We start from the raw sequence: 24,201 nt of genomic DNA, 5'->3' as shown, positions 1-24,201 counted from the left end.
GACTCTCATGACACTGCAAACCACGGAGCCCGGGGTCGCCACGGCGGCTGATCCCGGGCCTCCGGGCCCACGCCGCGGGCGCCGTGGCGACGGCCTGGCCGCGCTCGGCTTCCTGTCGCCGTCGATCGTCACGTTCCTCGTGTTCGTGCTCGCGCCGACCCTGGGCGTGCTGTACCTCAGCTTCTACGACTGGAACCTGCTGAGCGACGGCACCTACGTCGGCTTCGACAACTTCGAGCGGCTCGCGGAGGACGAGCGGCTGCTCAAGGTCTACGGGTCGACCACGTACATGGCGCTGGTGATCCTGGCCATCAACGTGGTGCTCGGCCTGTTGCTGGCGGTGCTGCTGGAGACCCGGATGCCGCGCTGGCTGCGCGCGACGTTCCGGCTGTCGTTCCTGTTCCCGTTCGTGGTGTCGGCCTCGGCGGTGGCGCTGATCTGGCGGTTCCTGCTCAACAAGGACCTCGGCCTGGTGAACTGGGCGCTGGGAACCGTGGGGGTCGACCGCGTCGACTGGCTCGGCTCGTCGACGTGGGCGCCGATCTCGGTGATCATCGTGAACTCGTGGAAGACGATCGGGTTCTCGATCCTCGTCTACATCGCCGGCCTGCAGGCGATACCCGGCGAACTGCGCGAGGCGTCCATCATGGACGGTGCCAATGCGTGGACCCGGTTCTGGCGCATCACGTTCCCGCTCCTGTCGCCGACCATCTTCTTCCTCGTGGTCATCAACACGATCAACTCGTTCCAGATCTTCGCCGAGCCAAGGGTGCTGACCCAGGGCGGGCCGGGCGACTCGAGCCGCACGATCGTCGAGTACCTGTACGACCGCGCCTTCGGCGACTTCGACCTCGGCTACGCCTCGGCAATCGGCATCACGTTCATGCTCGTGCTGATCGTGCTCACCGCCATCCAGTTCCGCCTGTCGCGCAGATGGACGTTCTACGAATGAAACGGATCCCCACGTTCGTCATCCTGGCGGTCGCCGCGTTCGCGATCGCCGCGCCGTTCCTCTGGATCTTCCGGGGCGCGCTGTCGGCGTCGGACGCCGAGCTGTACCGGCTCCCGCCGACGTTCACCGCCGGCAACCTCACCGCCGGGAACTTCGGCAAGGTGACCGACCAGGTGCCGTACTTCCGGTTCTTCGCCAACTCCATCATCGTGTCGACCACCGTCACCGTCGCGCAGATCGTCACGTGCGCCACGGCCGGATACGCGTTCGCCCGCCTGAAGTTCCGGGGTAAGGGAGTGCTGTTCGCGGTCGTCATCGGGTCGCTGATGATCCCGATCCAGGTGACGATCGTGCCGCTGTTCCTGGTGATGTCGAAGCTCAGCCTCACCAACACGCTGTGGTCGCTGATCCTGCCGGGCATCTTCAGCGCGTTCGGCATCTTCCTGCTGCGCCAGCACTTCCTCACGCTGCCCGCACAGCTGGAGGAGGCGGCGCGCATCGACGGCGCCGGTCACTTCCGCACGTTCACCCGGATCATCCTGCCGTTGAGCGGACCGTCGGTCGCGACGCTCGGCATCCTGTGCTTCACCTACTGGTGGAACGACCTCCTGCTGCCGTTGGTGATGATCAACGACACCGGGAAGCAGACGCTGCCGGTGGGCCTGGTCCTGCTGGCCGGCCGCTTCTCCACCGGCTCGCTGGGCACGATCGCGGCCGGCATCACGATGGCGATCGTGCCGGTGCTCGTCGTGTTCCTCATGGCGCAGCGGTACATCGTCCAGTCGATCGCGTCGAGCGGACTGAAACTGTGAACTCTCTCCCGTGGTTGGCCCGGCGCGGCGCCGAGCTGTGCTGGCACGAGCTGCCGCGCACGCTCGCGGCGGGGCTGCTCGTCGCGCTCTCCGCGCTGCCGCTCGCCGTGGCCGCCTCCGCCGGCGCGCCGGCGTGGATGGTCGCGCTCACGCTGGTCCCGTTGGCCCTTGCCCTGACCGGGCTCGCGCGGTTCGCGGCGGTCGTGGCCCGCGGTGACGCGGCCCGGCTGTCGCTGCTGTGGCGGGTGGACCCGGTGCTGGCGGCCGTGACCGCGGCCGGCGTGGCACTGTGCGCCGCACTGTTCACTGTGGACGGTCTGCGGTACGCGGGCGCCGTCGGCGCGGCGGCGCTGCTGTTCGTGCTGCCGTCGGCGTTCGCGTACGGCGCGGTGCGCGACCGGACGGGGCTGGAAGCGTTGCGGGGCGGGCTGATCCTCGCCGCGGTGCGCCCCGCGTGGGCGCTGACGCTGGCCGCCCTCGGATGCCTCGGCGGCTTCGCGGTGGCGGCGTCCGGTGGCGTACTGCTGCCGGTGGTTCCCGCGCTGCTGCTGACGATCGCCGCCACGCAGACCGCGGAGCTCCTCGACCGGGTCGACGAGATGCAGAACAGTTCGTGACAGAGGTACCCACGCAGGCGGTGACCATCTACGAGGTCGCGGCCCGGGCCGGCGTCTCTCCCGCGACCGTGAGCCGGGTCCTCAACGGGGCGCGCGTCTCGGCGGAGTCGACGAGGCTCGTGCGGACGGCCGCCGCCGAGCTGGGCTTCACGCCGAACCGCACGGCCCGGCGACTGCGCGGCCGCACCTCGGCGGTGATCGCGTTGCTGATCCCCGACATCGAGAACCCGTTCTTCACCGCCCTCGCCCGCGGGGTCGAGGACCGCGCCCGCGCCGCCGGCTACTCGGTGGTGCTGTGCAACACCGACGAGGACCCCGCCCGCGAGTCGACGTACCTGGCGATCGCGCTCGCCGAGCACATGGCCGGCGTGATCCTCGCGCCGGCCGGCGACGTCAGCGACATCGGGGCGCTCGTCGCCAGCCGCCGGCCGGTCGTCGCGGTCGACCGCGGGCTGGCGCGGCTCGACATCGACGCGGTGACCGTCGACAACCGGGCCGGCGGACGCACCGCGGCCGAGCTGCTGCTGGCGGCCGGGCACACGCGGGTCGCGTGCATCACCGGTCCGCGCGGCGTCGAGACGGCGCAGCAGCGGCTGGAGGGCTGGCGCAAGGCCACCGGCGCCGCCGACGATCTGGTCCGGTACGCCGACTACCGCGTGTCCGGCGGTCGCGCGGCGATGGCCGACCTGCTGGGCCTGGCCGAACCGCCGGACGCCGCGGTCGTGACCAACAACCTGATGGCCGCCGGAGCCCTGGAGGCGTTGCACGAGGCCGGGTTGCGGACACCGGACTTCGGGCTCGCGGTGCTCGGCGACCTGCCGTTCGGGTCGTTCGGGCAGCGCGGCGTGCAGGTGGTGGACCTGCCGGCCCGCGAGCTCGGCGCGGCCGCCGCCGGTCTGCTGCTCGCGCGGCTGGACGGCGACGACGGTCCGGCCCGCACGGTGGTCCTGCACACGGGAACTCTGCGCCCGGGAACTCTGCACCCGGGAGCTGGGAGGATGGCGCGGTGACCGCGTTTGTCGGGGTCGACATCGGCACGTCCAGCGGCAAGGGCGTGCTCGTCGACGGCGACGGGCGGCTGCTCGCCACCGCCGTCCGCGAGCACGAGGTGCGACGGCCCTACCCCGGACACGTCGAGATGGACGGCGAGCTGTGGTGGACGGAGTTCCGCGACCTCGCCGCGGAGCTGACGGCGGCCCGGCCCGACGTGCCGGTCACCGCGGTCGGCGTCAGCGGGATGGGACCCTGCGTGCTGCTCACCGACGGGCACGGAACCCCGCTGCGGCCGGCGATCCTGTACGGCGTCGACACCCGCGCGACCGCCGAGATCGACGCGCTCACCGCGGAGCTCGGCGGCGCCGACGCGATCCTGGAGGCGTGCGGCTCGGTGCTGTCGACCCAGGCGGTCGGACCGAAGCTGCGCTGGGTCGCGGCGCACGAGCCGCACGTGTGGGCGCGGGCACGCCGGCTCTTCATGCCCGCGTCGTGGTTGGCGTACAAGCTGACCGGACGGTACACAGTGGACCGCCACTCGGCCAGCCAGTGCACGCCGATGTTCGACCGGCACACCGGCGGCTGGCACGCCGACTGGGCGCCGCTCCTCGCGGAGAGGCTCGAACTGCCCGACCTGTTCTGGTCCGACGAGATCGTGGGCGTCGTGCGGGAGCCGGTCGCCGGGATCCCCGCGGGCGTCCCGGTGGTCGCCGGGACCATCGACGCGTGGGCCGAGGCCGTCAGCGCCGACGCGCAGAACCCCGGCGACCTGATGCTCATGTACGGCACCACGATGTTCCTGATCGCCACCGGTCGGGAGGCGTCGACGTGCCCGTCGATGTGGGGGACGGTCGGCGCGTTCCGCGGCTCCACCAACCTCGCCGGCGGCATGGCCACGTCCGGCGCGCTCACCGGCTGGCTGCGCGGCCTCACCGGCGCCGGCTACGCCGACCTGCTCGCGGAGGCGCGGGCGTCCGGTCCGGGCGCGCGCGGGCTGCTGATGCTGCCGTACTTCGCCGGCGAACGGACCCCGGTCCTGGACCCGGACGCCCGCGGCATGGTCGCCGGCCTCACGGTCGGCCACACGCGCGGAGACCTGTACCGGGCCGCGCTGGAGGCGACCGCGCTGGGCGTGCGGCACAACGTCGAGGTGCTGCGCGCCGCCGGCGCAGGGGTCGACCGCGTGGTGGCCGTCGGCGGTGGCACCCGCGGCGGCCTGTGGACCCGCATCGTCAGCGACGTCACCGGGCTCGCGCAGGCGGTGCCGACCGTGACGATCGGCGCGAGCTACGGCGCGGCGTACCTGGCCGCCCGCGCCACCACCGGCGCCGACATCGCCGCCTGGAACCCGCCGGCGCACACCGTCGAGCCCGATCCGGCGAACCGTGCCGGCTACGACGAGCTGTACGCCCTCTACCGCGACCTGTACCCCGCCACGAGAACCACCGCCCACGCGCTGGCGGCCCGTCAGCGGGCCGCCGCCGACCTGTAGGAGACACCCGTGACCTACGCGTTCCCCGCGCCCACCGAGCGCCCCGCCGCCGAGCCGAACACCGCCTACCTCATCGCGAGCGGCGACCTCCGCCCGAGCGCCAACATCGCCGGCTGGCCCACCCAGGAGCGGATGGAGGCGGCCGTCACGGCCGTCTTCGCCGACCTCGGGTGGACCGTGAGGCGCGCCCACGACGTCGACCCCGGTGCGGGGCACGGGTTCATCTCCAGCCAGCGCATGGGCATCGAGGTGTTCAAGCGGATCCCGCCCGAGGCCCCGCTGATCGTGGCGGAGGCCGTGTGGCAGTACTCCCACCACGTCCTCGCGGGGCTGCGCACGCACCGCGGGCCGATCCTCACGGTCGCGAACTTCGCCGGTGACTGGCCGGGCCTCGTGGGGCTGCTCGGGCTCAACGCGGGAATGGCGAAGATGGGCGTGCCGTACTCGACGATCTGGAGTGTCGACTTCACCGACGACTGGTTCCGCGACGGCATCCGCAGCTGGGTCGAGACCGGACGCATCGAGCACGACCAGTCGCACGTCCGCGACGTGCCGGCGGTGACGGACGGACCGGAGCGCGACCTCGGCGTGGCGCTGGCCCGGCAGCTGCGCGACGACAAGGCCATCATCGGCGTCTTCGACGAGGGCTGCATGGGCATGTACAACGCCATCATCGACGACGAGCTGCTGAACCCGACCGGCATCTACAAGGAGCGGCTGTCGCAGAGCGCGCTGTGGGCCGAGATGCAGCGCGTGCCCGACGCCGAGGCCGACGCGGTCGGGGAGTGGCTGCGCGCCAAGGGGATGACGTTCCGGCTCGGCACCGACGAGGCGACCGAGCTCACCGAGGCGCAGCTGCGGTGGCAGTACAAGATGTACATCGCCGCGCTGCGGATCAGTGACGACTTCGGGCTCGACGCCGTGGGGATCCAGTACCAGCAGGGCCTGAAGGACCTGTCGCCCGCGTCGGACCTCGCCGAGGGTCTCCTCAACAACGCCGACCGCCCGCCGGTGACCTCGCGCGACGGTTCCCGCGTGCTGTGGGACGGCGTGCCGCTGCCGCACTTCAACGAGGTCGACGAGGGCGTGGCGGTCGACTCCCTGGTGACCAACCGCATCTGGACCGCGATGGGCCTCGACCCGGCCACCACGCTGCACGACGTGCGGTGGGGCGAGGAGTACGACGGCCGGTTCGTGTGGGTGTGGGAGATCTCCGGGTCGGTGCCACCGTCGCACCTGGACGGCGGCTACGCCGGCGCGGTCGGCTGGCGGCAGGACCCGGTGTACTTCCCGCTCGGCGGGTCGACGATCAAGGGCGTCTGCCGGCCCGGCGCGGTGGTGTGGAGCCGCGTCTTCGTGCAGGGCGGGGCGCTGCACGTCGACCTGGGCCGGGCGACGGCCGTCGAGCTGCCCGCGGAGGAGACCGAGCGCCGCTCGAAGGCCACCACGCCCGCGTGGCCGATCATGCACGCGGTGCTGCACGGGGTCGACCGCGACCAGTTCATGGCCAGGCACAGGGCCAACCACCTCAACGTCGCCTACGCCCCCGACGACGAGACCGCCGACCGGGCCCTGGCCGTCAAGGCCGCGCTGTTCGCGGAGCTCGGCGTGCACGTGCACCATTGCGGAGTCTGACCGGCCCACCGGGCCCGGTGACGGCGTCGAGCAGCGGACCGTCGTGGGCCCTTCCCGCCCGCCGGGGCGGACTCAGCGGACGAGGCCGGCCCGGTGGGCGAGGATCGCGGCCTGCACGCGGTTGGTCAGCTGGAGCTTGGCCAGCAGCCGGCTCACGTGGCTCTTCACGGTGGCCTCGCTGAGGTGCAGGCGCCGGCCGATCTCGTTGTTCTGCAGGCCCTCGCCGACGGCGGCCAGCACCTCGCGCTCCTTGTCGGTGAGGACCCCGATGCGGCGCAGCGCCTCGCCGCGGTGCGGGTCCGTGGGCTCGGCGAACCGGTGCAGCAGGCGCCGGGTCACGCGCGGGGAGAGCATGGCGTCGCCGGCCGCGGCGCTGCGTACGGCGCCGACCATCTGGTCGGCGGTGGCGTCCTTGAGCAGGAAGCCGACCGCGCCGTGGCGCAGCGCCGTCTCGACGTACTCGTCGAGCTCGAACGTGGTCAGCACCACGACCTTGGGCGGGTCGGGGAAGCGGGCGAGCGCGGCCGTGGCGGCGAGGCCGTCGGACCGGGGCATCCGGATGTCCATCAGCACGACGTCGGGTGCGGTGTCGCGCGCCTGCCGCACCGCGCCGTGGCCGTCGTCGGCCTCGCCGACGACCTCGATGTCGTCGTAGGCCGACATGATCGTCCGCAGCATGGCGCGCACCATCCACTCGTCGTCGACGATGAGGAGCCGGATCATGCCGGCATCCGGGCGACGACCTCGAAGCCGCCGTCGGGCAGGCGCGCGGTGCGCAGCGTCCCACCGATGAGCCGGACCCGCTCGCCGGCCCCGAGCAACCCGTGACCGCCACCCGCCGCCCCTGGGGTCTCCCGTGCGGCGCCCGGCCCGTTGCGGACCACGACCGTGAGGTCGGCGCGGTCACGGCCCACCCGCACCGTCGTGCGCGCGGTGGGCGCGTGCTTGTGGACGTTCGTGAGCGCCTCCTGCACGACCCGGTACGTCGCGTGCTCCACGAGCGGCGACACCGGCTCACCGTCCACAATGGACAGCTCGACGGCGAGCCCCAGCGCGCGCGACCCGTCGACCAGCTCGCCCAGGTCGGCGATTCCCGGCTGCGGCCGCAGCGGCACCGCTCCGCCGTCGCGGAGCACGCCCACCAGGGTGCGCAGCTCGGCCAGCGCGGTGCGTCCGATGGTCTGGATCTGGCCGCCGATCCGTACGGCGTCGCCTCCCCGCGCGGCCTCCAGCGCCGTCGCGTGCAGGACCATCAGCGAGACCCGGTGCGTGACGACGTCGTGCATGTCGCGGGCGATCTGCGCGCGCTCCTCGGCACGCGCCCGGTCGAGGCGCAGCCGTTCCTCGTGGAGGTTGCGGCGCGCCCGCTCCTCGAGGGTGGCGACCAGTTCGCGCCGCGACGCCAGGTACATCCCGGCGAGCACCGGCACGACACACATGACCAGCCCGATGGGGAGCGTGGCGTCGGCGCCGTACGCCAACCACATCGGGGTCGACACGGCCGCGACCATCACGGCGGTGAGCGCCGCCCGCAGCCGGGCCGGGCCGACGTACGCGCCGACGGCGTACTGCGCCACGGGGATCGCGGGCCACGCGCCGGCGACGAGCCACCCCAGCACGGCACCGGCGTACACCAGCGCGGGACGGGTGCGCCGCACGAGAACGGCCAGCGCTGTCGCGGTCCCCACAACGGCGGTGACCACGATCGGCGCCCGCCGGTCGACGACCGGTGACCCCTCGAACAGCCCGGACTGCAGCGCCGGCAGCACCCCGGCGAGCAGACAGGGCACGGCGAGCGCGCCGTCGACCAGCCGGGCCCTGACCATGTGGCGAGTCTAGGCGCGTTCCCCGTGTCTGCCCTCCGCCGATGGACTCAGCCGAAGGTCGTAGCCGGCCGCGCGACGGGAGACCTTGGATGGACCGCCGGTGGTTCCTCCGCCGGATGCGCGGCGCCGGCCGCCGACCCTAGCGTCGACGCGTGACCCCTCGCCGACTCCTGTGGACTTTCGTCGCCTTTGCCGCTGTCGCCACCGGCGTGCTCCTCGTCGCCGGCGGACCGGCGTTCTTCCGCGTCCTGGGCGTCGTCGGGTACGCGGTGGGCGCCGTCCTGTCGGCGGTCGCCGCCCGCCGGTGGGACGGGCGCGGCCGCCGGATCGCGATCGTCACGCACCTGGCGCTCGCGCCGCTGCAGTTCGTGTTCAGCGTCGGCAGCTCGGTGACGCTCGTCGGCATCGTGGTCTCGCTGCTGATCCTGGCGCGCGCCCGGCCGCGGTTCCCCCGCATGGCGCCGCGGACGCGCCGCGTGTGGCTCGTGCTGCACGTCGGTGTCAGCGTCGGGTGGCTCGGGGTGGCGCTCACGATGACGGTGCTGGCCCTGATCGGCCAGCTGGCCGACTCGCACGCGATGCGCCACGGCGCCTACGAGGTGCTGCACGTCGTCGACCTGGCGGCGGCGATCCCGTCGATGGCGCTGTCGATCGTCACCGGGCTCGTGGTGTCGCTCGGCTCGAAGTGGGGCCTGGTGCGGTACCGGTGGGTGCTCACCAAGTTCGTCATCTCCCTGAGCATCCCGATCGTCGCCGGCACGGTCGAGAACGCGCTCGCGGACGAGCTGGCCGCCCGCACGGCCGACCCGGCCGCGGTCCCCGGCGGCACGGCGGCGGCGTTGACGGCGTGCCTGGCCGCGTTCACGGTCGCGTTGTGGGTCGCGACGGTCCTGTCGGTCGTGAAGCCGTGGGGACGCACGCGATGGGGGAACCGGGCGCTCGCCGCGCAGGCCCGGCCGGCTAGCGCTCCCGGAGCTGTCGGCGCAGGATCTTCCCCGAGGCAGCCTTCGGTACCGCGTCGATGAACTCGACCTGCCGCACCTTCTTGTACGGCGCGACCTGCCCGGCCACGTACTCCATCACGCTCTCCGGGCTCACCTCCGCGCCCGGCATCGGCACCACGAACGCCTTCGGGACCTCGTTGTTCTCCTCGTCGTACACGCCGATCACGGCGGCGTCGGCGATCGCGGGATGGTTCAGCAGCACGGCTTCCAGCTCCGCCGGCGCCACCTGGTAGCCCTTGTACTTGATGAGCTCCTTGACGCGGTCGACGATGAACCAGTTGCCGTCCTCGTCGACGCGGGCGATGTCGCCGGTGTGCAGCCAGCCGTCGGCGTCGACCATCGCGTCGGTGTCCTCGGGCCGGCCGAAGTAGCCCTTCATCACCTGGGGTCCGCTGATCCACAGCTCGCCGGGCTCGCCGGTGGCCACGTCGGCGCCGGTCGCCGGGTCCACCAGCCGGGCCTTCGTCGAGGGGAACAGATGACCCACGCAGGCGACCGGCTCGTCGAGGTTGCCGTCGACGTGGATGTGCGTGCCGGGCGACAGCTCGGTCATCCCGTACGCCTGCCCGATCTCGACACCGAGCCGGTCGGCGACCGCCTTCTGCAGCCCCGCGTCGAGCGGCGCGGCGGCGCAGATGATGCGCCTGAGGTTCGACAGGTCGAGCTTCGCCACCGCCGGGTGCTTCGCGAGCACGAGCATCACCGGCGGCGCGATGTAGGCGTGGGTGATCCGGTCGCGTTCGAGGCTCGTCAGGAACGCGTCGAGGTCGAACCGCGGGTGCACGTACACCGTCGCGCCGCGCATCAGCGCGTTGTTGAGCAGCACCGCCATCCCGTAGATGTGGAAGAACGGCAGGATCGCGATGATCCGGTCGCCCTCCTCCACCCGGTGGAGGTCGGTGAGCTGTTCCAGGTTCGTGGAGATGTTCCGGTGCGTGAGCATCACGCCCTTCGGCGTGCCGGTGGTGCCGCTCGAGTACGGCAGCACCGCGACGTCGGTCGCGGGGTCGAGGTCGGAGGGCGGCACCTCTCCATCGCGCAGAAGGCTCAGGATGGACCGGTGACCGGCGGCCTCGTCGCACACGAGCACCTCGATCGCGCTGCCCGTGCGGTCCCGCACGATCTCGACAGCGCCGTTCGCGGCCGCGAGCAACGGCGACACCGTCACCAGGATCCGGGCGCCCGAGTCGAGGAGCTGCTTGGCGATCTCCGGTGCGGTGGCGAGCGGCGACAGGGTGGTCACGGTGCCGCCGGCGGTGGTCGTCGCGTAGAAGACCACAGGGAAGAGAACCGTGTTCGGCGAGTGCAGCGCCACCACGTCCCCCTTGCCGATGCCCTCGGCGGCGAGCCCCGCCGCGAGCCGCTGGACCAGCACGGCCAGCTCGCCGTACGTGATCGTGCGCCCGCTGACCGTGTCGACCAGGGCCGGCGCCGACCCCCGACGGGCCGCCTGGCCCAGCACCCGCGCGTGGATGGCCTCGTCGACCACCGCCACGTCCGGGTACCTGCTGCTGTAGACCACCGGTCCTCCGTTGGCATCGTCGGTACTTCGGTGCCGGTCAGCATGATCGGCCGGGCTGCGGGGGTCAAGCGGTCGGCGGGTGGTAAACCGGTCGTGCGTGCGGCCCGACCGGGCGCACGCTGTTCCGATGCTGTTGACTGTCGCCGGCTCGATGTGCTCCGGGAAGAGCACCGCCGGCCGGGCCTGCGCCGACCTGCCCCACCTCGCCGTGCACGACTTCGACGAGATCGGTGTGCCCGACGGCGCCGACCTGCGCTGGCGCCAGCGCTCCATGGAGCAGTGGCTGCGCCGGGTGCTGGAGTACCAGTCCGCCGGGGTCGACGTGCTCCTGCTGGGGCAGTCGCCGCTGGGCGAGGTGCTCGCCACCCCGTCGGCGGTCCACCTCGACGGGCTGGCCGCCGCGCTGGTCGACGTGGCCGACGGCGAACGGCTCCGCCGCCTGGAGGCCCGCGACCCCGGCCGCTGGGACGACGCCGCCAGGCGGGCCTGCGTCGGCTGGGCCCACTGGCACCGCGGCCACGCCGCCGACCCCCGTCACCGCCAGGAGGTCATCACGACCGACGCCTGGCCCGGGATGGTGTGGAACCGGTGGACCGCCTGGACCGCCGACGATCCACGGTGGACGGTCACCGTCCTCGACACCACCGACCGCTCGGCGGCCGGATCCGCCGCCGACCTCCGCGCGTGGGTGGTGGCCGCCCGCGCCCACCGGACGGCGTGCTAGACAGGGCGGATGCGGCGGCACGTGGGTCTACAGCTCGGTGGCCCGGTCGCCGAGGCGCTCGACCGGCTGCGGTCGCGATGGGACCCGGTCATGGCGCGGCTCGCGCCGCCGCACGTCACCGTCGTCTATCCCGAGGAGACCGTCGACGCGGGGCTCCTGCTCGACCGGCTCGCCGAGGCGGCCGCCGAGACGCCTCCGATCCGGTTGCGGATCGGGGACGTCGCATGTGACGACGACGGCCGGGGCGGGGTCTACGCCGCCGTCGCCGACCCGACCGGCGGGCTGACCGCGCTGCGCGACCGGCTGCTGCTTCCACCGCAGCGGTTCAGCGGCTACCCGTTCCACACGACCATCGCGCACCCGCGCACCGCCGACGCCCCCGAGGGCTGCTGGGCGGCCCTGCGCGGCCGGACGCTGGACCTGTCCTGCGTGGTCGACGAGGCACAGTGGACGGTCACCGACGACTCCGGCCGGACCGTGCTCGCCACGTTCCCGTTCGAGGGCCGGCCGTCGGGGCGGGTGGCCGTGGCGACCGGGATCCTGGTCGCCGACGGCCGCGTCCTGCTCGGCCTGCGGAGCAGGGACCGGGCCAACTACCCGGGGCGGTGGGACCTGCCCGGCGGCCACGTCGAGCCCGGCGAATCGCCCCGCGACGCGGCGCGCCGGGAGCTGCGCGAGGAGATCGGCGTCGACGCCGACCTCGCCGGGCCGTGGCACCGGATCGTCGACGACACGATCGGGATCGAGATGTCGCTCTGGATCGTCCGGAGCTGGCGGGGCGAGCCGGTGAACCTGGTGCCCCACGAGCACGAGCGGATCGCCTGGTGGGCGGCCGGCGACCTGCCCGTGCTCGACCTCACCCACCCCGCCTACGTCGACCTGCTCACGCGGGCTCTGAAGGGCGTGGCCGCTCAGGGGTCCGCGAACACGGGCCTTGAGCGGCCACGCCCGTGACACCCGGACGCGGCCGCCGTCAGGGCCTCACCTTGTAGAGGACGGCCTGGATCTCGGGCTGGTCGATGTTCGTCTTGTCGTACCAGAAGTAGCCCGTGTCGACGGTCTTCGGCAGCGACTTCCCGTCGATCGCGTCGACGACCACGACACCGGTCTTCCCGCTCTCCTGGATGCCCTTGACCACGCCGATCGCGGAGCCTTCGTTGGCGCCGTAGATGCCCTTCACGTCGGGGTTGGCGCGCAGGATCGACTTGGTGATGTCGGCCGACTTCGATCGTCATCAGGGACCTGGTGAAGGGGTTCCGCACCCGCAACGGCTTCACGACGGTCGTCGACGGCATGAACCTGGAGGTGGCCGACGACGAGTTCGTCTCGCTCGTCGGCCCGTCCGGGTGCGGCGAGTCGACGGTGCTGAACATGCTCAGCGGCCTCGACCGCGACTTCACGGGTACCGCGGAGATCCGTACCACGTCCAAGGGTCTGCCGTTCAGCTACGTGTCCCAGGAGCCGCGGCTGCTGCCCTGGAAGACGGTGAAGCAGAACGTCGAGTTCTCCCTCAAGGCGAGCGGCGTGCCGAGGGCCGAGTGGGGTGACCGGGTCATGCCGCTGCTGACGCGGGTGGGCCTCAGCGGGTTCGAGAACCACCACCCGCACCAGATCTCCGGCGGCATGCAGCAGCGCACCGCGCTCGCCCGGGCGTTCGTGCTGCACGCGCCGGTGCTGCTGATGGACGAGCCGTTCAGCGGCCTCGACGAGTTCACCGCCCGGAGCCTGCGCCAGCTCCTGCTCGAACTGCGGCAGCAGGAGACCAGCACCGCGTTCGTGTTCGTCACGCACACCGTGTTCGAGGCGGCCGTGCTCTCCGACCGGGTGGCGCTCATGTCGAACCGCCCGTCCACCGTGCACCGGATCATCGACGTCGACGTGCCGCTGCCGCGCAGCTACGACGACCCGCGGCTGTTCGACGTCAGCCGCGAGCTGACGCACGAGATCCTGGCGTCCATGAAGGACACCCAGGGGCTGTCGGTCGACGAGGCGGTCGCGCGCTGATGGCCACCCTCACCCCGCGGCTGCCGGTGGCGTTCGCCGCCGGTGCCGTGCTGCGCACCCCGGCCCGCACGCTCACCGAGGCCGAGTTCTCGGCCATCATCAACGCGTCGTGGGAGAACGGCCCGCTGCACACCGACGCGGAGTACACGCGCGGCACGGTGTTCGGGCGTCCCATCCTCGGCGGGCCGTGCCTGGTCGCGGTCACCGCCGGGCTCACCTCGACCACGATGTACGCCGCCTGGAACGCCGCCGGGCTCGACTGCCACGCAGCGCTCGGCATCGACGAGGTCCGGTACGACAGGCCGGTGTTCGCCGGCGACACGATCCGGATCGAGATCGAGGTCGCCGAGTTCCACGAGACCCCGAAGGGCACGGCCTGGTTCGGCAGGGTCCACGACACCGTGCTGAACCAGCGCGACGAGACCGTGCTGCGCATGAAGCGCAGTTATCTGCTGCGGCCGCTTCCGGTTGCGCCGTGAGCGCCATGTCGACGGTCTGGACGGCGGTGCAGCAGCAGCGGTCGGCGGCCGAGGCGTTCGGCCTGGCCATGCCCGCCCGGTCCGACGCCTCCGCCGACGCGCGCGGCGGCGCCATGGGCGAGTTCATCCACTGAGGACGGTGCCGATGGACTACGGGATCTTCAGCCACATCGAGCGGATCGGCGAGACGGCCGAGCTGCTGCGGTCGGCCGAGGCCGACGGGATCGCCAGCGTCTGGCTGACCCAGGGCTTCGGGCACGACACGCTCACCGTGATCGGCGCGCTGGCCCACCAGACGGGCCGCGTGCGCATCGGCACGGCGGTGGTGCCGGCGTACCCGCGTCACCCGATGGCGCTGGCGCAGCAGGCGTTGACGACCAACGAGCTCGCGGGCGGCCGGCTCGTGCTCGGCATCGGACCGTCGCACCCGCAGGTGGTCGGGCCGTGCCGGGGCATGTCCTACGAGCGGCCGGGCCGCCGCCCGTCATGGTCTCCGCGCTCGGGCCGGCGATGCTCGCGGCGGCGGGCGCACACGCGTCCGGAACCATCACCTGGATGGTCGGGCCGCGCACGATCCGCGAGCTCACGGTCCCCACGATCGCCGCGGCGGCCGAGGCCGCGCGGCGACCGGCGCCCGAGATCGTGGTGACGGCCGCGGTCTGCGTGACCGACGACGTGACCCGCGCCCGCGCGGACATCGACAGGGTCCTGTCCTGGTACGACGACAAGCCCGCCTACATCGCCGCGATCCGGCGCGAAGGGCTGGAACTGGCCAACGAGCTGGCCATCGTCGGCGACGCCGACCTGGTGCGGGAGGAGATCGCCCGCTTCGCGGCCGCGGGTGCCACGACCTTCGCCGCACAGTTCTACGGCAACTCCGACGAACGGGCGGCAACCCGGGAGTTGATCGGCGCACTCGCTACCGAGAGTGCGGCCGGTTCGACGGATGCCCTACGGTGGGTGTTCGCAACGGAAGGCGCCGGCCAAGAAGGAGCTCCGACGTGACAATGGCCAAGGAACTGGGTGTCACCCGCGTGCGTCCGGCCTACCAGCAGGTGGCCGACCAGCTCCGGGACCGGATCCTGGACGGTTCGCTCACCTCCGGTGACCGGTTGCCCACGGAGATCGAGCTCTCCGAGATCTTCGGGGTGAGCCGGAGCACCGTGCGGGAGGCGTTGCGCGTGCTCGCGTCGAAGGACCTCATCCGGACCACGCGCGGCACCACCGGTGGCACCTTCGTGGCCCGGGTGCAGTTCAACCAGGTCAGCGACTACCTGGAGATGAGCCTCGGGCTCATGTCCGGCGCACAGGACATCACCGTCGACGACCTCCTCGAGGCCCGCGAGTGCCTGGAGGTGCCGGCGGCCGGGTTCGCCGCGCTGCGTCGCGAGGAGCACCACATCGAGCTGATGCGGCAGGCGGTCGAGCGGGAGAAGCTGGCCCGGTTGCGGGGCACCAAGTTCCAGGAGCACCGGACGTTCCACGGCGTCCTCGTCGACGCGACCGGCAACCAGCTGCTGGGCGTCATGTCCGAGCCGCTGTTCCGGGTGCTGCAGGCGCGTACCGCCGAGCACAACATGCCGGCCGAATACTGGTCCCAGATCGACGTCGAGCACACGGAGATCACGTCGTTCGTCGAGGCCGGCTCCGTCGAGGGCGCGCAGGCCGCGATGCGGTCGCACCTGACGACCGTGCGGCGGGCGTACGAACGGATCTGACCCACCGGCTCCACCAGGCCGCCGCACCGCGCTCGTCAGGACCCGCGGACGGCTAAATGACGGCACCCCGGAAACGGCCGGGAACCCTTGCACCGCAAGACTTCCGCTCCGGCGGGGTTCCTTGACGGCCGAAATGTCAGACAAATATCATCGCAGCAGGTCGCGAGGCTTACGAAGGGACAGACTGATGGGGCTCAAGCAGGGCTGGACCGGCCGGTTCTTCGAGGACTTCGAGATCGGCGACGTCTACCGGCACCCGCTCGGGCGCACCATCTCCGAGGCCGACAACACCTGGTTCACGCTGCTGACGATGAACACGAGCCAGATGCACTTCAACGCCGAGTACGCCGCCCGGTCGGAGTTCGGCAAGCCGCTGGTCGTCTCGACGCTCACGCTCGCGATCGCCGTCGGCCAGAGCGTCACCGACCTCACCCAGAACGCCTTCGCGAACCTCGGCTGGGACGACATCAAGCTGCCGCACCCGGTGTTCGCCGGCGACACGCTGTACAGCGAGTCGCTCGTGCTGGAGAAGCGGGAGTCGGGCAAGCGCCCGCACGCGGGCATCGTGACCGTGCGCACCCGCACGCTGAACCAGGACGGCAGGGAGGTCTGCTCGTTCAAGCGGACCTTCTACGTCTACAAGACCGGCGCCAAGCAGCTCGAGGGCATCTTCCCCGAAGGCCCGACGCCGATGTCGCTCGAAAGCGAGAGCGAGTGAACCTCCGTACGACCTACCAGCCCTGGGGCGAGACGCTCGCGGAGCTGGCCGACGCCGGCCGGCGGGCCGAGGAGGCCGGAGCGGAGACGCTGTGGGTCTCCGAGCTGCACCGCAGCGCGACCGGCACCGCCGCGGCGCTCGCCACCGCGACGACCACCGCGCGCGTCGGCACCTCGATCGTGCTGGCGTTCACGCGCAGCCCGATGATCACCGCGCTGGAGGCGCTGGACCTCGACGAGCTGTCCGGCGGCCGGTTCGTGCTCGGCGATCGGCGGGCTGCGCTCCGGCACCGTGAACGCGGCCGTGGAGGTGGCCCGCGGGCTCGGCGGGCCGCCGGAGGCGACGCTGTTCGGTTTCTCCGAGCGCGTCGGTGCCCCGGCGGCGGCGCTGGCGACCGGCGCGCTCACGCACGCCCTGGACTTCGACGACGCCCACGCCGGTGGCCTGGTGCACGCCACCGCCGTGGTGCTGCCCGCCGTCTTCTCGGTGGGGCAGCAGGTCGGCGCGTCAGGTCGCGACGTGCTGACGGCCGTGGTCGGAACGCCCGCACCGCCGTGGCACACGGCACCGGCGGCATCCTCTCGACACACGCCACCGTCGTGCTGGGGGTGGGTCGATGACGGTTCCCGAGCCCGACGACGTGACGCGGGAGTGGTGGGACGCGACCCGCGAGCACCGGCACACCCTGCAGACCTGCGGATCGTGCGGGCACGTACAGCACCCGCCGGAGGCGTTGTGCGTCCACTGTGGATCGATGGGCTCTATGTGGGGAGGCTCTTCATGGATTTCGCTTTCACCGACGACCAGAAGGAGTTCCGGTCGCTGCTCCGGTCCTTTGTGGACCGTGAGATCATCCCCGTCGCGCGGGAGTGGGAGAAGGAGGGCCGGTACCCGACCGAGATCGTCGCCGGCATGGCCGACATGGGCCTGTTCGGCATGACGATCCCCGAGGAGTACGGCGGCCTCGACCTCGACCCGGTGTCGTTCGCGCTCGTGTTCGAGGAGATCTCGCGCGGCTGGATGGGCGTCGCCGGCATCCTCGGCAGCCACTCGCTGGCCTGCCGGATGATCGCGATGCACGGCACCGGGCAGCAGAAGAACGACTACCTGCCCGACCTCGCCACCGGCCGGCGCCGCACCGGGATCGGCCTCACCGAGCCCGAGGCCGGCACCGACCTGCAGGGCATCCGCACCACCGCGAAGCTCGACGGCGACCACTACGTGGTCAACGGCACCAAGATGTGGATCACCAACGCCCGGTACGCGGACCCGTTGCCGGTGCTGGTGAAGACCGATCCCACCGCGTCACCGCGGCACAAGGGCATGAGCATCCTGCTGATCGAGCAGTCGCTCGACGGGTTCACGGTCTCCCGCGACATTCCGAAGCTCGGCTACAAGGGCACCGAGTCGTGCGAGATCGTGCTCGACAACGTGCGCGTGCCCCGCGACCGGCTGCTCGGCGGCGTCGAGGGCATCGGGCTCAAGCAGGCGCTGTCGGCGCTGGAGTGGGGACGGGTCAACATCGCCGCCCGCTCGGTCGGCATCGCGCAGCGGGCCCACGAGCTCGCGCTCGGGTACGCCAAGCAGCGCAAGGCGTTCGGCCAGCCGATCGCCGAGTTCCAGGCGATCCAGCTCAAGCTCGCGACGCTCGCCACCAACCTGCAGGCGGCGCGCCTGATGGCGTACTGGTCGGCCGACGCCGTCAAGCGTGGCCGCGCCGACGCGCAGACCGGCATGGCGAAGATCTTCTGCTCGGAGGTCGCCCTGGAGGCGGCGATCGACGCGATGAAGGTGCACGGCGGCTACGGCTACTCCACCGAGTTCGAGGTCGAGCGGCTGTACCGCGACTCCGTGCTGATGAGCATCGGCGAGGGCACCAACGACATCCTGCGCACCGTCGTGGCCAAGGCGTTGGTCAAGGGCGAGGTGACCGTGTGAGCGTGCCGCCGCGGTCGTACCTGTACGTGCCAGGCGACCGGCCGGCGATGCTCGCGAAGGCGGCCGCCCGTGGCGCGGAGGCGCTGATCGTCGACCTGGAGGACGCGGTACCGCTCGCCGACAAGGCGTCGGCCCGCGCGACCGTCGCCGCGTGGCTGCGGGACGAACCGCGGCCGCGTTCGTCGTCGCGGGTGTGCGGAACACGGACTGGTGGCCGCGGCCGGTCCGGGGGAGAACCGGGTCAGTCGTCGTCGGCGGGCGGGGGGATCATCGCCACGGTCCAGGCCACCTGCACGCTCAGCAGCACCAGGAGGCTGAACAGGATGGCCTCGGTCTGCAACCCGGTCAGCTGGTCCGAGACCACCTCGTGGATGCCGGGAACGGCCGCGACGAGCGTCACCGCGAGATAGAGGGGGAAACCGACGGCGAGCATGAAGACGGCCGCGCCCCGCGACGACGCCTTCTTCAGCACCGGCACCACCATGAGCACCCCGGCCGCACCGGCCACGCCGGCGAGCGTGAACGTGATCCGCCAGATCGCCGTGACCGTCGGCGCCACCTGCGAGACGAGCGACGCGGTGCCGGGCACCATGAACTGCAGCGCCACCACGTAGGCCATCCGCCGCGCGGCGCGGTCGCGCAGGTCGACCCGGTCCTGGACAGCGACCCACCACAGGCCGAGCAGCGTGAAGTTCACACCGGCGACGACGGCGTAGAACGCGGCGATGTCCATGTCTGTCCCATCTCGACGCGACCGCACCCCTAGAAGGCGCGGCCAGGACCACTGTGATGCGGGGCGCATTCTGCCACCCCTTGTCACAGGGCGGCACGGTGTGGCGTCCTTTACGCATGACAGATCGGCATCGGGTGGTCATCGTGGGGTCCGGCTTCGGCGGGTTGTTCGCGGCGAAGGCGCTGCGCGGGGCCAAGGCCGACGTGACGCTCATCAGCGGTACGACCTACCACCTGTTCGAGCCCCTGCTGTACCAGGTGGCGTCCGGGATCCTCTCCGAGGGCGAGGTGGCGCCGCCGATCCGCGAGATCCTCAAGAACCGGCGCGACATCGACGTGCGGCTCGGCTGGGTCACCGACGTCGACGTGGCGGGGAAGATGGTGGTGGTCAACTACCCCGACGGGCGCGACCGTTCGGTGCCGTACGACTCACTCATCGTGGCCGCCGGCGCACAGAACTCGTACTTCGGCAACGAGCAGTTCGCGGTGCACGCGCCGTCCCTGAAGAACATCGACGACGCGCTCGAACTGCGGAGCCGGATCTTCCACGCGTTCGAGATGGCCGACCTCGAGGAGGACCCGGAGGCGCGCCGGCGGTGGCTCACGTTCGTGCTCATCGGCGCCGGACCCACCGGGGTGGAGATGGCGGGCCAGATCGCCGAGCTGGCGCACCGGGCGCTGCGGGGCCAGTACCGCAACGCCGACCTCCGCGAGGCCCAGATCATCCTCATCGACGCCGTCGACCGGGTGCTGCCGGCGTTCGCGCCGTCGCTGTCGGAGAAGGCGAAGAAGAAGCTCACGAAGCTGGGCGTCGACGTGCGGCTGAACACCCGCGTGGTCGACGTCGACGCCACCGGGGTCGAGGTGAAGACCGCCGACGGCGGTCAGCGCATCGAGGCGAACACGAAGATCTGGGCGGCGGGGGTCGCGGCGCCGTCGCTGTCGACCCGGATCGCCGAGGCCACCGGCGCGGAGACCGACCGGGCCGGCCGCATCCTCGTCGAGCCCGACCTCACCGTGCCGGGGCATCCGGAGATCTTCGTCGTCGGTGACATGGCCGGCTCCGACCTGCCCGGTGTGGCCCAGGTCGCCATGCAGGGCGGGCGCTACGCGGCGAAGACGGTCAAGAAGCGGTTGGCCGGAAAGACCGACATCAAGCCCTTCAAGTACTTCGACAAGGGCAACATGGCGACGATCAGCCGGTTCTCGGCCGTCGCGGACCTCGGGAAGCTGCACTTCGGCGGGTTCCTGGGGTGGCTGCTGTGGCTGGTGATCCACCTCTTCTACCTGATCGGGTTCAAGAACAAGATCACCACGTTGCTGCACTGGATGGTCAGCTTCCTCGGCCGCGGCCGGTCCGAGCGCATCACGACCGTCCAGCAGATGAACGCCCGCAACGCGCTGAACACCCTCGGCAAACGCTGACCGGCGGCGCGGGGGGACGCTAGGCGCGCGGCCGGACGATCAGCACCTCGCAGTCGGCCCGCCGGACCACCTCGGTCGCGACGGTGCCGAGGAGCCGCTCGGCGATCCCGGTGTCGCGCAGCGCCCCCACCACGAGCAGGTCCGCCGACCGTTCCCGGGCGGTGGCGAGCAACGCGGTGGCCGGGTCGCCGTCGACCAGCAGGGCCGCCGCGACCGTCGCGCCCGCCTGCCCGGCGAGTGAGACGGCCGTGTCGAGCGCGGTGCCGGCCGCCGCGCGCCCGGTGACCAGGCCGACCCGCGTGTCGCCGCCGAGCGTGGCGACGTTGCGCGCCTCGTCGCGGCGCGACAGGTCGCCGTAGGCGCACACGATGACGAGGTCGGCCTCGTTGTGGGCGGCCAGCGAGGCGGCCCGCCAGACGGTCGGCGTGGCCAGCGCCGACCCGTCGGTGCCGACGACGATCGTGCGGTAGTCGGGTTTCGGAGTCATGTCTGCCACCCCAGATCAGTGCGCGCCGGCGGGCATCTGCAGGACGTCGTCGACGTCACGGACGATGGGCGGTTCCTTGATCCAGAACATCGCCGCGGCGGCGACGGCCAGCAGGACGCCGGCGAACGTGATGACGTTGGTCGGGTCGTCGCCGAGGACGTGCTCGAGGATCCAGCCGAACGTGACCGTCTGCACCAGCATGGGCAGCACGATCATCATGTTGATGATCCCCATGTAGACGCCGTACCGCGTCGACGGGATCATGCGCACCACCATGATGTAGGGCACGCCCATGATCGACGCCCAGGCGATACCGAGGCCGATGATCGGAAGGAACAGCAGGTACCGGTTGTCGAGCTGGGCGAAGATCAGGAGACCCACGGCGGCGCACATCAGGGCGAAGATGTGCACCCACTTGGCGCCGCGGCGGCGGGCCAGCGCGACGAGCGGGAACGCCACGAGGAACGTCACGATGTTGTACCAGCCGTTCACCAGGCCCGTCCACGAGACCGCGTCGGCGTACTCGGGGTCGTCGGCGGTGGCGCCGTAGACCGACTGCGCGATCGACAGCGACGCGAACTGCCAGTAGCAGACCATCGCGTACCACTGGAAGAGGTACACCAGGGCCAGCTTGCGAAGCTCGGTGGGCATCTCGACGATCGCGTCCCAGATCTCGCGCACCGCCGGGACGAACCCGCCGCGCTTGGCGCGCATCCGGACCAGTTCCTCCTCCGACGGCGGGATCTCCGACGTGCTCAGCACCGACACGAGCACCGTCGCGATCGAGCACACCGAGCCGAGGATGAACGAACCGACCACCCAGTAAGGGATGCCGGCGTCGGTGGCGCCGCTGATGAGGTTCTGGAAGAAGAACAGGGACAGGTTGGCGAGCGTGATGCCGAACCCGGTGAAGAAGCTCTGCGCCAGGAAGCCCTTGGCCAGCTGCGACGGCGGCAGCTTGTCGGCGATGAACGCCCGGTACGGCTCCATCGCCGTGTTGTTGCTGGCGTCGAGCAGCCACAGCAGCAGCACGGCCATCCAGATCGCGGCGACGAACGGGAACAGGAACAGGCAGATGCTGCACCCGATCGCACCGATGAGGAAGTACGGCTTGCGCCGGCCCCAGCGCGGGCTCCAGGTGCGGTCGGACATCGCGCCGATCAACGGCTGGATGAGCAGACCCGTCACCGGGCCGGCGAGGTTGAGCAGCGGCAGGTCGTGCGGGTTCGCGCCGAGGAAGTTGTAGATCGGGTTCACCGCGGTCTGCTGCATGCCGAAGCTGTACTGGATGCCGAAGAAACCGAGGTTCATCAACAGGATCTGCCGCATGTTCATCAGCGGCTTCTCGCGCACGATCGTCACGTGCTTCGTGGGGGACTGCGTGGCGGTCATGCCGGGTCCCCGGCCAGGTACGTGTCGAGCCGGTCGAGCTCGCGCTCCCAGCCCCGGCCGTGGTAGCCGGCCACCTCCATGTCGTACGGCCCCTGCACGATGCGCACCAGCGTGCCGTCGCGCCCGGTCTTCGTGAACTCGACCCGCAGCTCCAGCGGCGTATCGGGGTCGATGCCGGGATCTCCGGTGATCCGTTGCCGCGCGACGAAGACGTCGGGCTCGAAGTACTCGGTGAACACGGCGTCGGTGGTCACCCGGGTGGTGGGGTCGTTGTCGCGCACCTTGACGTGGTGGTGCCGCCCGCCCAGCCGCAGGTCCGACGTCACCGTCTCGGTCTCGACGTGCCAGCCCGGGCTGCCCCGCCACCGTGCCATCTCGGCCGGCTCGGTCCAGGCGCGGAACACGAGGGGACGCGGGTAGTCGAACTGCCGCTCGACCACCACCATCACATTCGCTGTCATCGATGTCTCCAGCCCTGTGGACGCGCGGCCGGCGCGGTGGGCGGATGGTGCGCGGGACCCGGCAGCGGGCGGAGCTCGGAGCGGGCCGGTGATGCGGTCGCCCTGTCGGAGCTCCGCGGGCGCCGCGGCCACCGGATCGGTGACCCCTGAATCGAGTTAGATAACAGGTTCTACCCGTGCGCCCAGGGTGTCAAGCAGTTGCGTCGATGTATCGTCGCAGGCTAGATCGCCTGTGGCGGAAGGAGATCGCATGCCGGAACGCCCGGCCCGGCTCGTCGACGTCGCCGCCCGCGCGGGCGTCTCCCGCACGACGGCGTCGTTCGTCCTGTCCGGGCGCACCGACATGGGCATCGCCGCGGCCACGGCCGAGCGGGTGCGGCGCGCCGCGCGCGAGCTGGACTACCGGCCCAACCTGATGTCGCACGGGCTGCGCACCCGGCAGACCCGCACCATCGCGCTGGTGTCCGACACCGTCGTGTCCGAGCCCTACGCCGGCCAGCTCGTGTACGGCGCGCTGGCGGCCGCGGCGGCCCGCGGCCACCGCCTGTTCATCGGCGAGACAGGCGACGACCCCGCCCTGCGCGCCGCCACCGTCGACGACTTCCTCGACCGCCAGGTCGACGGGATCGTGCTGGCCGCGTTGTCGACCGGCGTCATCTCCGTGCCGAGGGCCGCGCACGGCCGTCCACTGGTCCTTCTCAACGGGACGGCCGCGCGGCGCCGCGTGTGCGCCGTGCTGCCCGACGAGCGCGGCGCCGGACGCACGGCCGCGCGGGCACTGCTGGACCACGGCCACCGCGACGGCGTGTACCTCGTCGGCGAGCGGGCGCCGTGGCTGTTCGCGGGCCGCGAGCGGCTCGCCGGGATCGTCGAGACCCTTGCGGGGGAAGGGATCGGGCTCGCCGGCACCGTCGACTGCTACTGGTGGCCGGAGCCGGCGTACGAGGCGACCGCGCGTCTGCTCCGCGACGGGGTCCGGCCCCGGGCGGTGATCTGTCTCAACGACCGGATCGCATTCGGCGTCTACCAGGCGCTGCAGGAGGCCGGACTCGTCGTGCCCGACGACGTCTCGGTGGTCTCGTTCGACGACTCCGACCTCGCCCGGTGGTTGCGCCCTGGGCTGACCAGCATCGCCCTTCCGCACGCGGAGATGGGACGCCGCGCGGTCGAACTGCTCCTCGACGGCGCCCCGCCCACCGTGGAGCGGATCCCGATGCCGCTGGCCGCCCGCTCCTCGGTGGCGCGGGCGTAAGGCGCTTGCCGGTCGCGG

27 protein-coding genes and 2 pseudogenes are annotated in these 24,201 nt (G+C 71.8%); 21 read left to right on the top strand and 8 right to left on the bottom strand.

Annotated elements, in window-relative coordinates:
• The first annotated feature begins 7 nt into the window (after positions 1-7).
• From Voc01_RS09745 to Voc01_RS09725, 6 genes are read left to right on the top strand one after another with little or no spacing between them, the layout of a single operon-like run.
• Positions 8-952 (top strand): carbohydrate ABC transporter permease, encoded by a 945-nt coding sequence (locus tag Voc01_RS09745; protein ID WP_203926986.1) that lies wholly within the window; start codon positions 8-10, stop codon positions 950-952.
• A complete protein-coding gene (locus Voc01_RS09740) occupies positions 949-1,764 on the top strand; it encodes a carbohydrate ABC transporter permease (RefSeq protein WP_203926985.1) in 816 nt (271 codons plus the stop codon). Before Voc01_RS09745 ends, Voc01_RS09740 begins: the two co-directional genes overlap by 4 nt.
• Positions 1,761-2,381 (top strand): hypothetical protein, encoded by a 621-nt coding sequence (locus Voc01_RS52965; protein WP_239160079.1) that lies wholly within the window; start codon positions 1,761-1,763, stop codon positions 2,379-2,381. The genes Voc01_RS09740 and Voc01_RS52965 overlap by 4 nt, the downstream gene beginning before the upstream one ends.
• Entirely contained in the window at positions 2,378-3,391 is a 1,014-nt protein-coding gene (locus Voc01_RS09735) for a LacI family DNA-binding transcriptional regulator (protein WP_239160078.1), read from the top strand. Before Voc01_RS52965 ends, Voc01_RS09735 begins: the two co-directional genes overlap by 4 nt.
• The gene (locus Voc01_RS09730; protein ID WP_203926983.1) at positions 3,388-4,866 is read left to right on the top strand and encodes an FGGY-family carbohydrate kinase; all 1,479 of its coding nucleotides are present in this window, start codon (positions 3,388-3,390) and stop codon (positions 4,864-4,866) included. Before Voc01_RS09735 ends, Voc01_RS09730 begins: the two co-directional genes overlap by 4 nt.
• Positions 4,867-4,875: 9 nt before the next feature.
• Positions 4,876-6,501 carry a fucose isomerase gene (locus tag Voc01_RS09725; protein ID WP_203926982.1) on the top strand — a complete coding sequence of 542 codons (1,626 nt, stop codon included), beginning with the start codon at positions 4,876-4,878 and terminating at the stop codon, positions 6,499-6,501.
• 72 nt (positions 6,502-6,573) lie between these two features.
• On the opposite strand, the gene Voc01_RS09720 is transcribed toward Voc01_RS09725, so the two are convergent.
• Together Voc01_RS09720 and Voc01_RS09715 are read right to left on the bottom strand one after the other, a co-directional pair.
• A complete protein-coding gene (locus Voc01_RS09720; protein ID WP_203926981.1) occupies positions 6,574-7,224 on the bottom strand; it encodes a response regulator in 651 nt (216 codons plus the stop codon).
• Complete coding sequence (locus tag Voc01_RS09715; RefSeq protein ID WP_203926980.1) at positions 7,221-8,327, bottom strand: sensor histidine kinase; 1,107 nt, start codon at positions 8,325-8,327, stop codon at positions 7,221-7,223. The genes Voc01_RS09720 and Voc01_RS09715 overlap by 4 nt, the downstream gene beginning before the upstream one ends.
• A gap of 152 nt (positions 8,328-8,479) precedes the next feature.
• Between Voc01_RS09715 and Voc01_RS09710 the strand changes: the two genes are divergently transcribed.
• Positions 8,480-9,352 (top strand): hypothetical protein, encoded by an 873-nt coding sequence (locus Voc01_RS09710; RefSeq protein ID WP_203926979.1) that lies wholly within the window; start codon positions 8,480-8,482, stop codon positions 9,350-9,352.
• On the opposite strand, the gene Voc01_RS09705 is transcribed toward Voc01_RS09710, so the two are convergent.
• The gene (locus Voc01_RS09705) at positions 9,288-10,853 is read right to left on the bottom strand and encodes an AMP-binding protein (protein ID WP_203926978.1); all 1,566 of its coding nucleotides are present in this window, start codon (positions 10,851-10,853) and stop codon (positions 9,288-9,290) included. The two genes, Voc01_RS09710 and Voc01_RS09705, sit on opposite strands and share 65 nt — an antisense overlap.
• Before the next feature lie 127 nt (positions 10,854-10,980).
• Between Voc01_RS09705 and Voc01_RS09700 the strand changes: the two genes are divergently transcribed.
• Both Voc01_RS09700 and Voc01_RS54025 read left to right on the top strand, forming a co-directional pair.
• Positions 10,981-11,577 (top strand): nucleoside/nucleotide kinase family protein, encoded by a 597-nt coding sequence (locus tag Voc01_RS09700; protein ID WP_203926977.1) that lies wholly within the window; start codon positions 10,981-10,983, stop codon positions 11,575-11,577.
• 9 nt (positions 11,578-11,586) lie between these two features.
• Positions 11,587-12,531, top strand: a complete 945-nt coding sequence (locus tag Voc01_RS54025) for an NUDIX domain-containing protein (protein ID WP_203926976.1) — start codon at positions 11,587-11,589, stop codon at positions 12,529-12,531.
• 19 nt (positions 12,532-12,550) lie between these two features.
• Here the strand turns inward: Voc01_RS54025 and Voc01_RS09690 are convergent, their stop codons facing one another.
• Positions 12,551-12,757: a hypothetical protein gene (locus Voc01_RS09690; protein ID WP_203926975.1), complete on the bottom strand. Its 207-nt coding sequence runs from the start codon at positions 12,755-12,757 to the stop codon at positions 12,551-12,553.
• Between the two features lie 65 nt (positions 12,758-12,822).
• Between Voc01_RS09690 and Voc01_RS09685 the strand changes: the two genes are divergently transcribed.
• The 10 genes and pseudogenes from Voc01_RS09685 to Voc01_RS54020 form a co-directional block, all read left to right on the top strand.
• Positions 12,823-13,581 (top strand): ABC transporter ATP-binding protein, encoded by a 759-nt coding sequence (locus tag Voc01_RS09685; protein WP_203926974.1) that lies wholly within the window; start codon positions 12,823-12,825, stop codon positions 13,579-13,581.
• The gene (locus tag Voc01_RS09680) at positions 13,581-14,060 is read left to right on the top strand and encodes a MaoC/PaaZ C-terminal domain-containing protein (protein ID WP_203926973.1); all 480 of its coding nucleotides are present in this window, start codon (positions 13,581-13,583) and stop codon (positions 14,058-14,060) included. The genes Voc01_RS09685 and Voc01_RS09680 overlap by 1 nt, the downstream gene beginning before the upstream one ends.
• Positions 14,057-14,194, top strand: a complete 138-nt coding sequence (locus Voc01_RS09675; protein ID WP_203926972.1) for a hypothetical protein — start codon at positions 14,057-14,059, stop codon at positions 14,192-14,194. The genes Voc01_RS09680 and Voc01_RS09675 overlap by 4 nt, the downstream gene beginning before the upstream one ends.
• A gap of 11 nt (positions 14,195-14,205) precedes the next feature.
• Positions 14,206-14,709 carry an LLM class flavin-dependent oxidoreductase gene (locus tag Voc01_RS54610; RefSeq protein WP_373873802.1) on the top strand — a complete coding sequence of 168 codons (504 nt, stop codon included), beginning with the start codon at positions 14,206-14,208 and terminating at the stop codon, positions 14,707-14,709.
• Positions 14,616-15,065, top strand: a complete 450-nt coding sequence (locus Voc01_RS09665; RefSeq protein WP_373873801.1) for an LLM class oxidoreductase — start codon at positions 14,616-14,618, stop codon at positions 15,063-15,065. Before Voc01_RS54610 ends, Voc01_RS09665 begins: the two co-directional genes overlap by 94 nt.
• Before the next feature lie 2 nt (positions 15,066-15,067).
• The gene (locus tag Voc01_RS09660; RefSeq protein ID WP_239160088.1) at positions 15,068-15,778 is read left to right on the top strand and encodes a FadR/GntR family transcriptional regulator; all 711 of its coding nucleotides are present in this window, start codon (positions 15,068-15,070) and stop codon (positions 15,776-15,778) included.
• Between the two features lie 187 nt (positions 15,779-15,965).
• The gene (locus tag Voc01_RS09655) at positions 15,966-16,496 is read left to right on the top strand and encodes a MaoC family dehydratase (RefSeq protein WP_203926968.1); all 531 of its coding nucleotides are present in this window, start codon (positions 15,966-15,968) and stop codon (positions 16,494-16,496) included.
• A pseudogene (locus tag Voc01_RS52950) lies at positions 16,493-16,801 on the top strand (LLM class flavin-dependent oxidoreductase); the annotation flags it as partial. The gene Voc01_RS09655 and the pseudogene Voc01_RS52950, both read left to right, overlap by 4 nt.
• Entirely contained in the window at positions 16,788-18,434 is a 1,647-nt protein-coding gene (locus tag Voc01_RS09645) for an acyl-CoA dehydrogenase family protein (RefSeq protein ID WP_307781566.1), read from the top strand. The pseudogene Voc01_RS52950 and the gene Voc01_RS09645, both read left to right, overlap by 14 nt.
• Positions 18,431-18,583 (top strand): annotated as a pseudogene (locus tag Voc01_RS54020) (aldolase/citrate lyase family protein); the annotation flags it as partial. The gene Voc01_RS09645 and the pseudogene Voc01_RS54020, both read left to right, overlap by 4 nt.
• 92 nt (positions 18,584-18,675) lie before the next feature.
• On the opposite strand, the gene Voc01_RS09635 reads toward Voc01_RS54020, so the two are convergent.
• The gene (locus Voc01_RS09635) at positions 18,676-19,167 is read right to left on the bottom strand and encodes a hypothetical protein (RefSeq protein ID WP_203926965.1); all 492 of its coding nucleotides are present in this window, start codon (positions 19,165-19,167) and stop codon (positions 18,676-18,678) included.
• 116 nt (positions 19,168-19,283) lie between these two features.
• On the opposite strand from Voc01_RS09635, the gene Voc01_RS09630 reads away from it, so the two are divergent.
• Positions 19,284-20,591, top strand: coding sequence for an NAD(P)/FAD-dependent oxidoreductase (locus tag Voc01_RS09630; protein ID WP_203926964.1), 1,308 nt, complete (start codon positions 19,284-19,286; stop codon positions 20,589-20,591).
• Between the two features lie 19 nt (positions 20,592-20,610).
• Here the strand turns inward: Voc01_RS09630 and Voc01_RS09625 are convergent, their stop codons facing one another.
• Genes Voc01_RS09625 through Voc01_RS09615 form a run of 3 tightly spaced genes read right to left on the bottom strand, consistent with a single transcriptional unit; the run spans position 20,611 to position 22,931 of the window.
• Entirely contained in the window at positions 20,611-21,078 is a 468-nt protein-coding gene (locus tag Voc01_RS09625) for a universal stress protein (RefSeq protein WP_203926963.1), read from the bottom strand.
• A 15-nt stretch (positions 21,079-21,093) separates the two neighbouring features.
• Entirely contained in the window at positions 21,094-22,470 is a 1,377-nt protein-coding gene (locus Voc01_RS09620; RefSeq protein ID WP_203926962.1) for an MFS transporter, read from the bottom strand.
• Positions 22,467-22,931 (bottom strand): SRPBCC family protein, encoded by a 465-nt coding sequence (locus tag Voc01_RS09615; RefSeq protein ID WP_203926961.1) that lies wholly within the window; start codon positions 22,929-22,931, stop codon positions 22,467-22,469. The genes Voc01_RS09620 and Voc01_RS09615 overlap by 4 nt, the downstream gene beginning before the upstream one ends.
• Before the next feature lie 250 nt (positions 22,932-23,181).
• Between Voc01_RS09615 and Voc01_RS09610 the strand changes: the two genes are divergently transcribed.
• The gene (locus Voc01_RS09610) at positions 23,182-24,183 is read left to right on the top strand and encodes a LacI family DNA-binding transcriptional regulator (protein WP_203926960.1); all 1,002 of its coding nucleotides are present in this window, start codon (positions 23,182-23,184) and stop codon (positions 24,181-24,183) included.
• Positions 24,184-24,201: the final 18 nt, after the last annotated feature.

The organism is Virgisporangium ochraceum (assembly GCF_016863655.1).
Classification (GTDB): domain Bacteria; phylum Actinomycetota; class Actinomycetes; order Mycobacteriales; family Micromonosporaceae; genus Virgisporangium; species Virgisporangium ochraceum.
The sequence above is the reverse complement of the archived record's forward strand: the minus strand, read 5'-3'. Positions and strand labels throughout refer to the sequence as shown.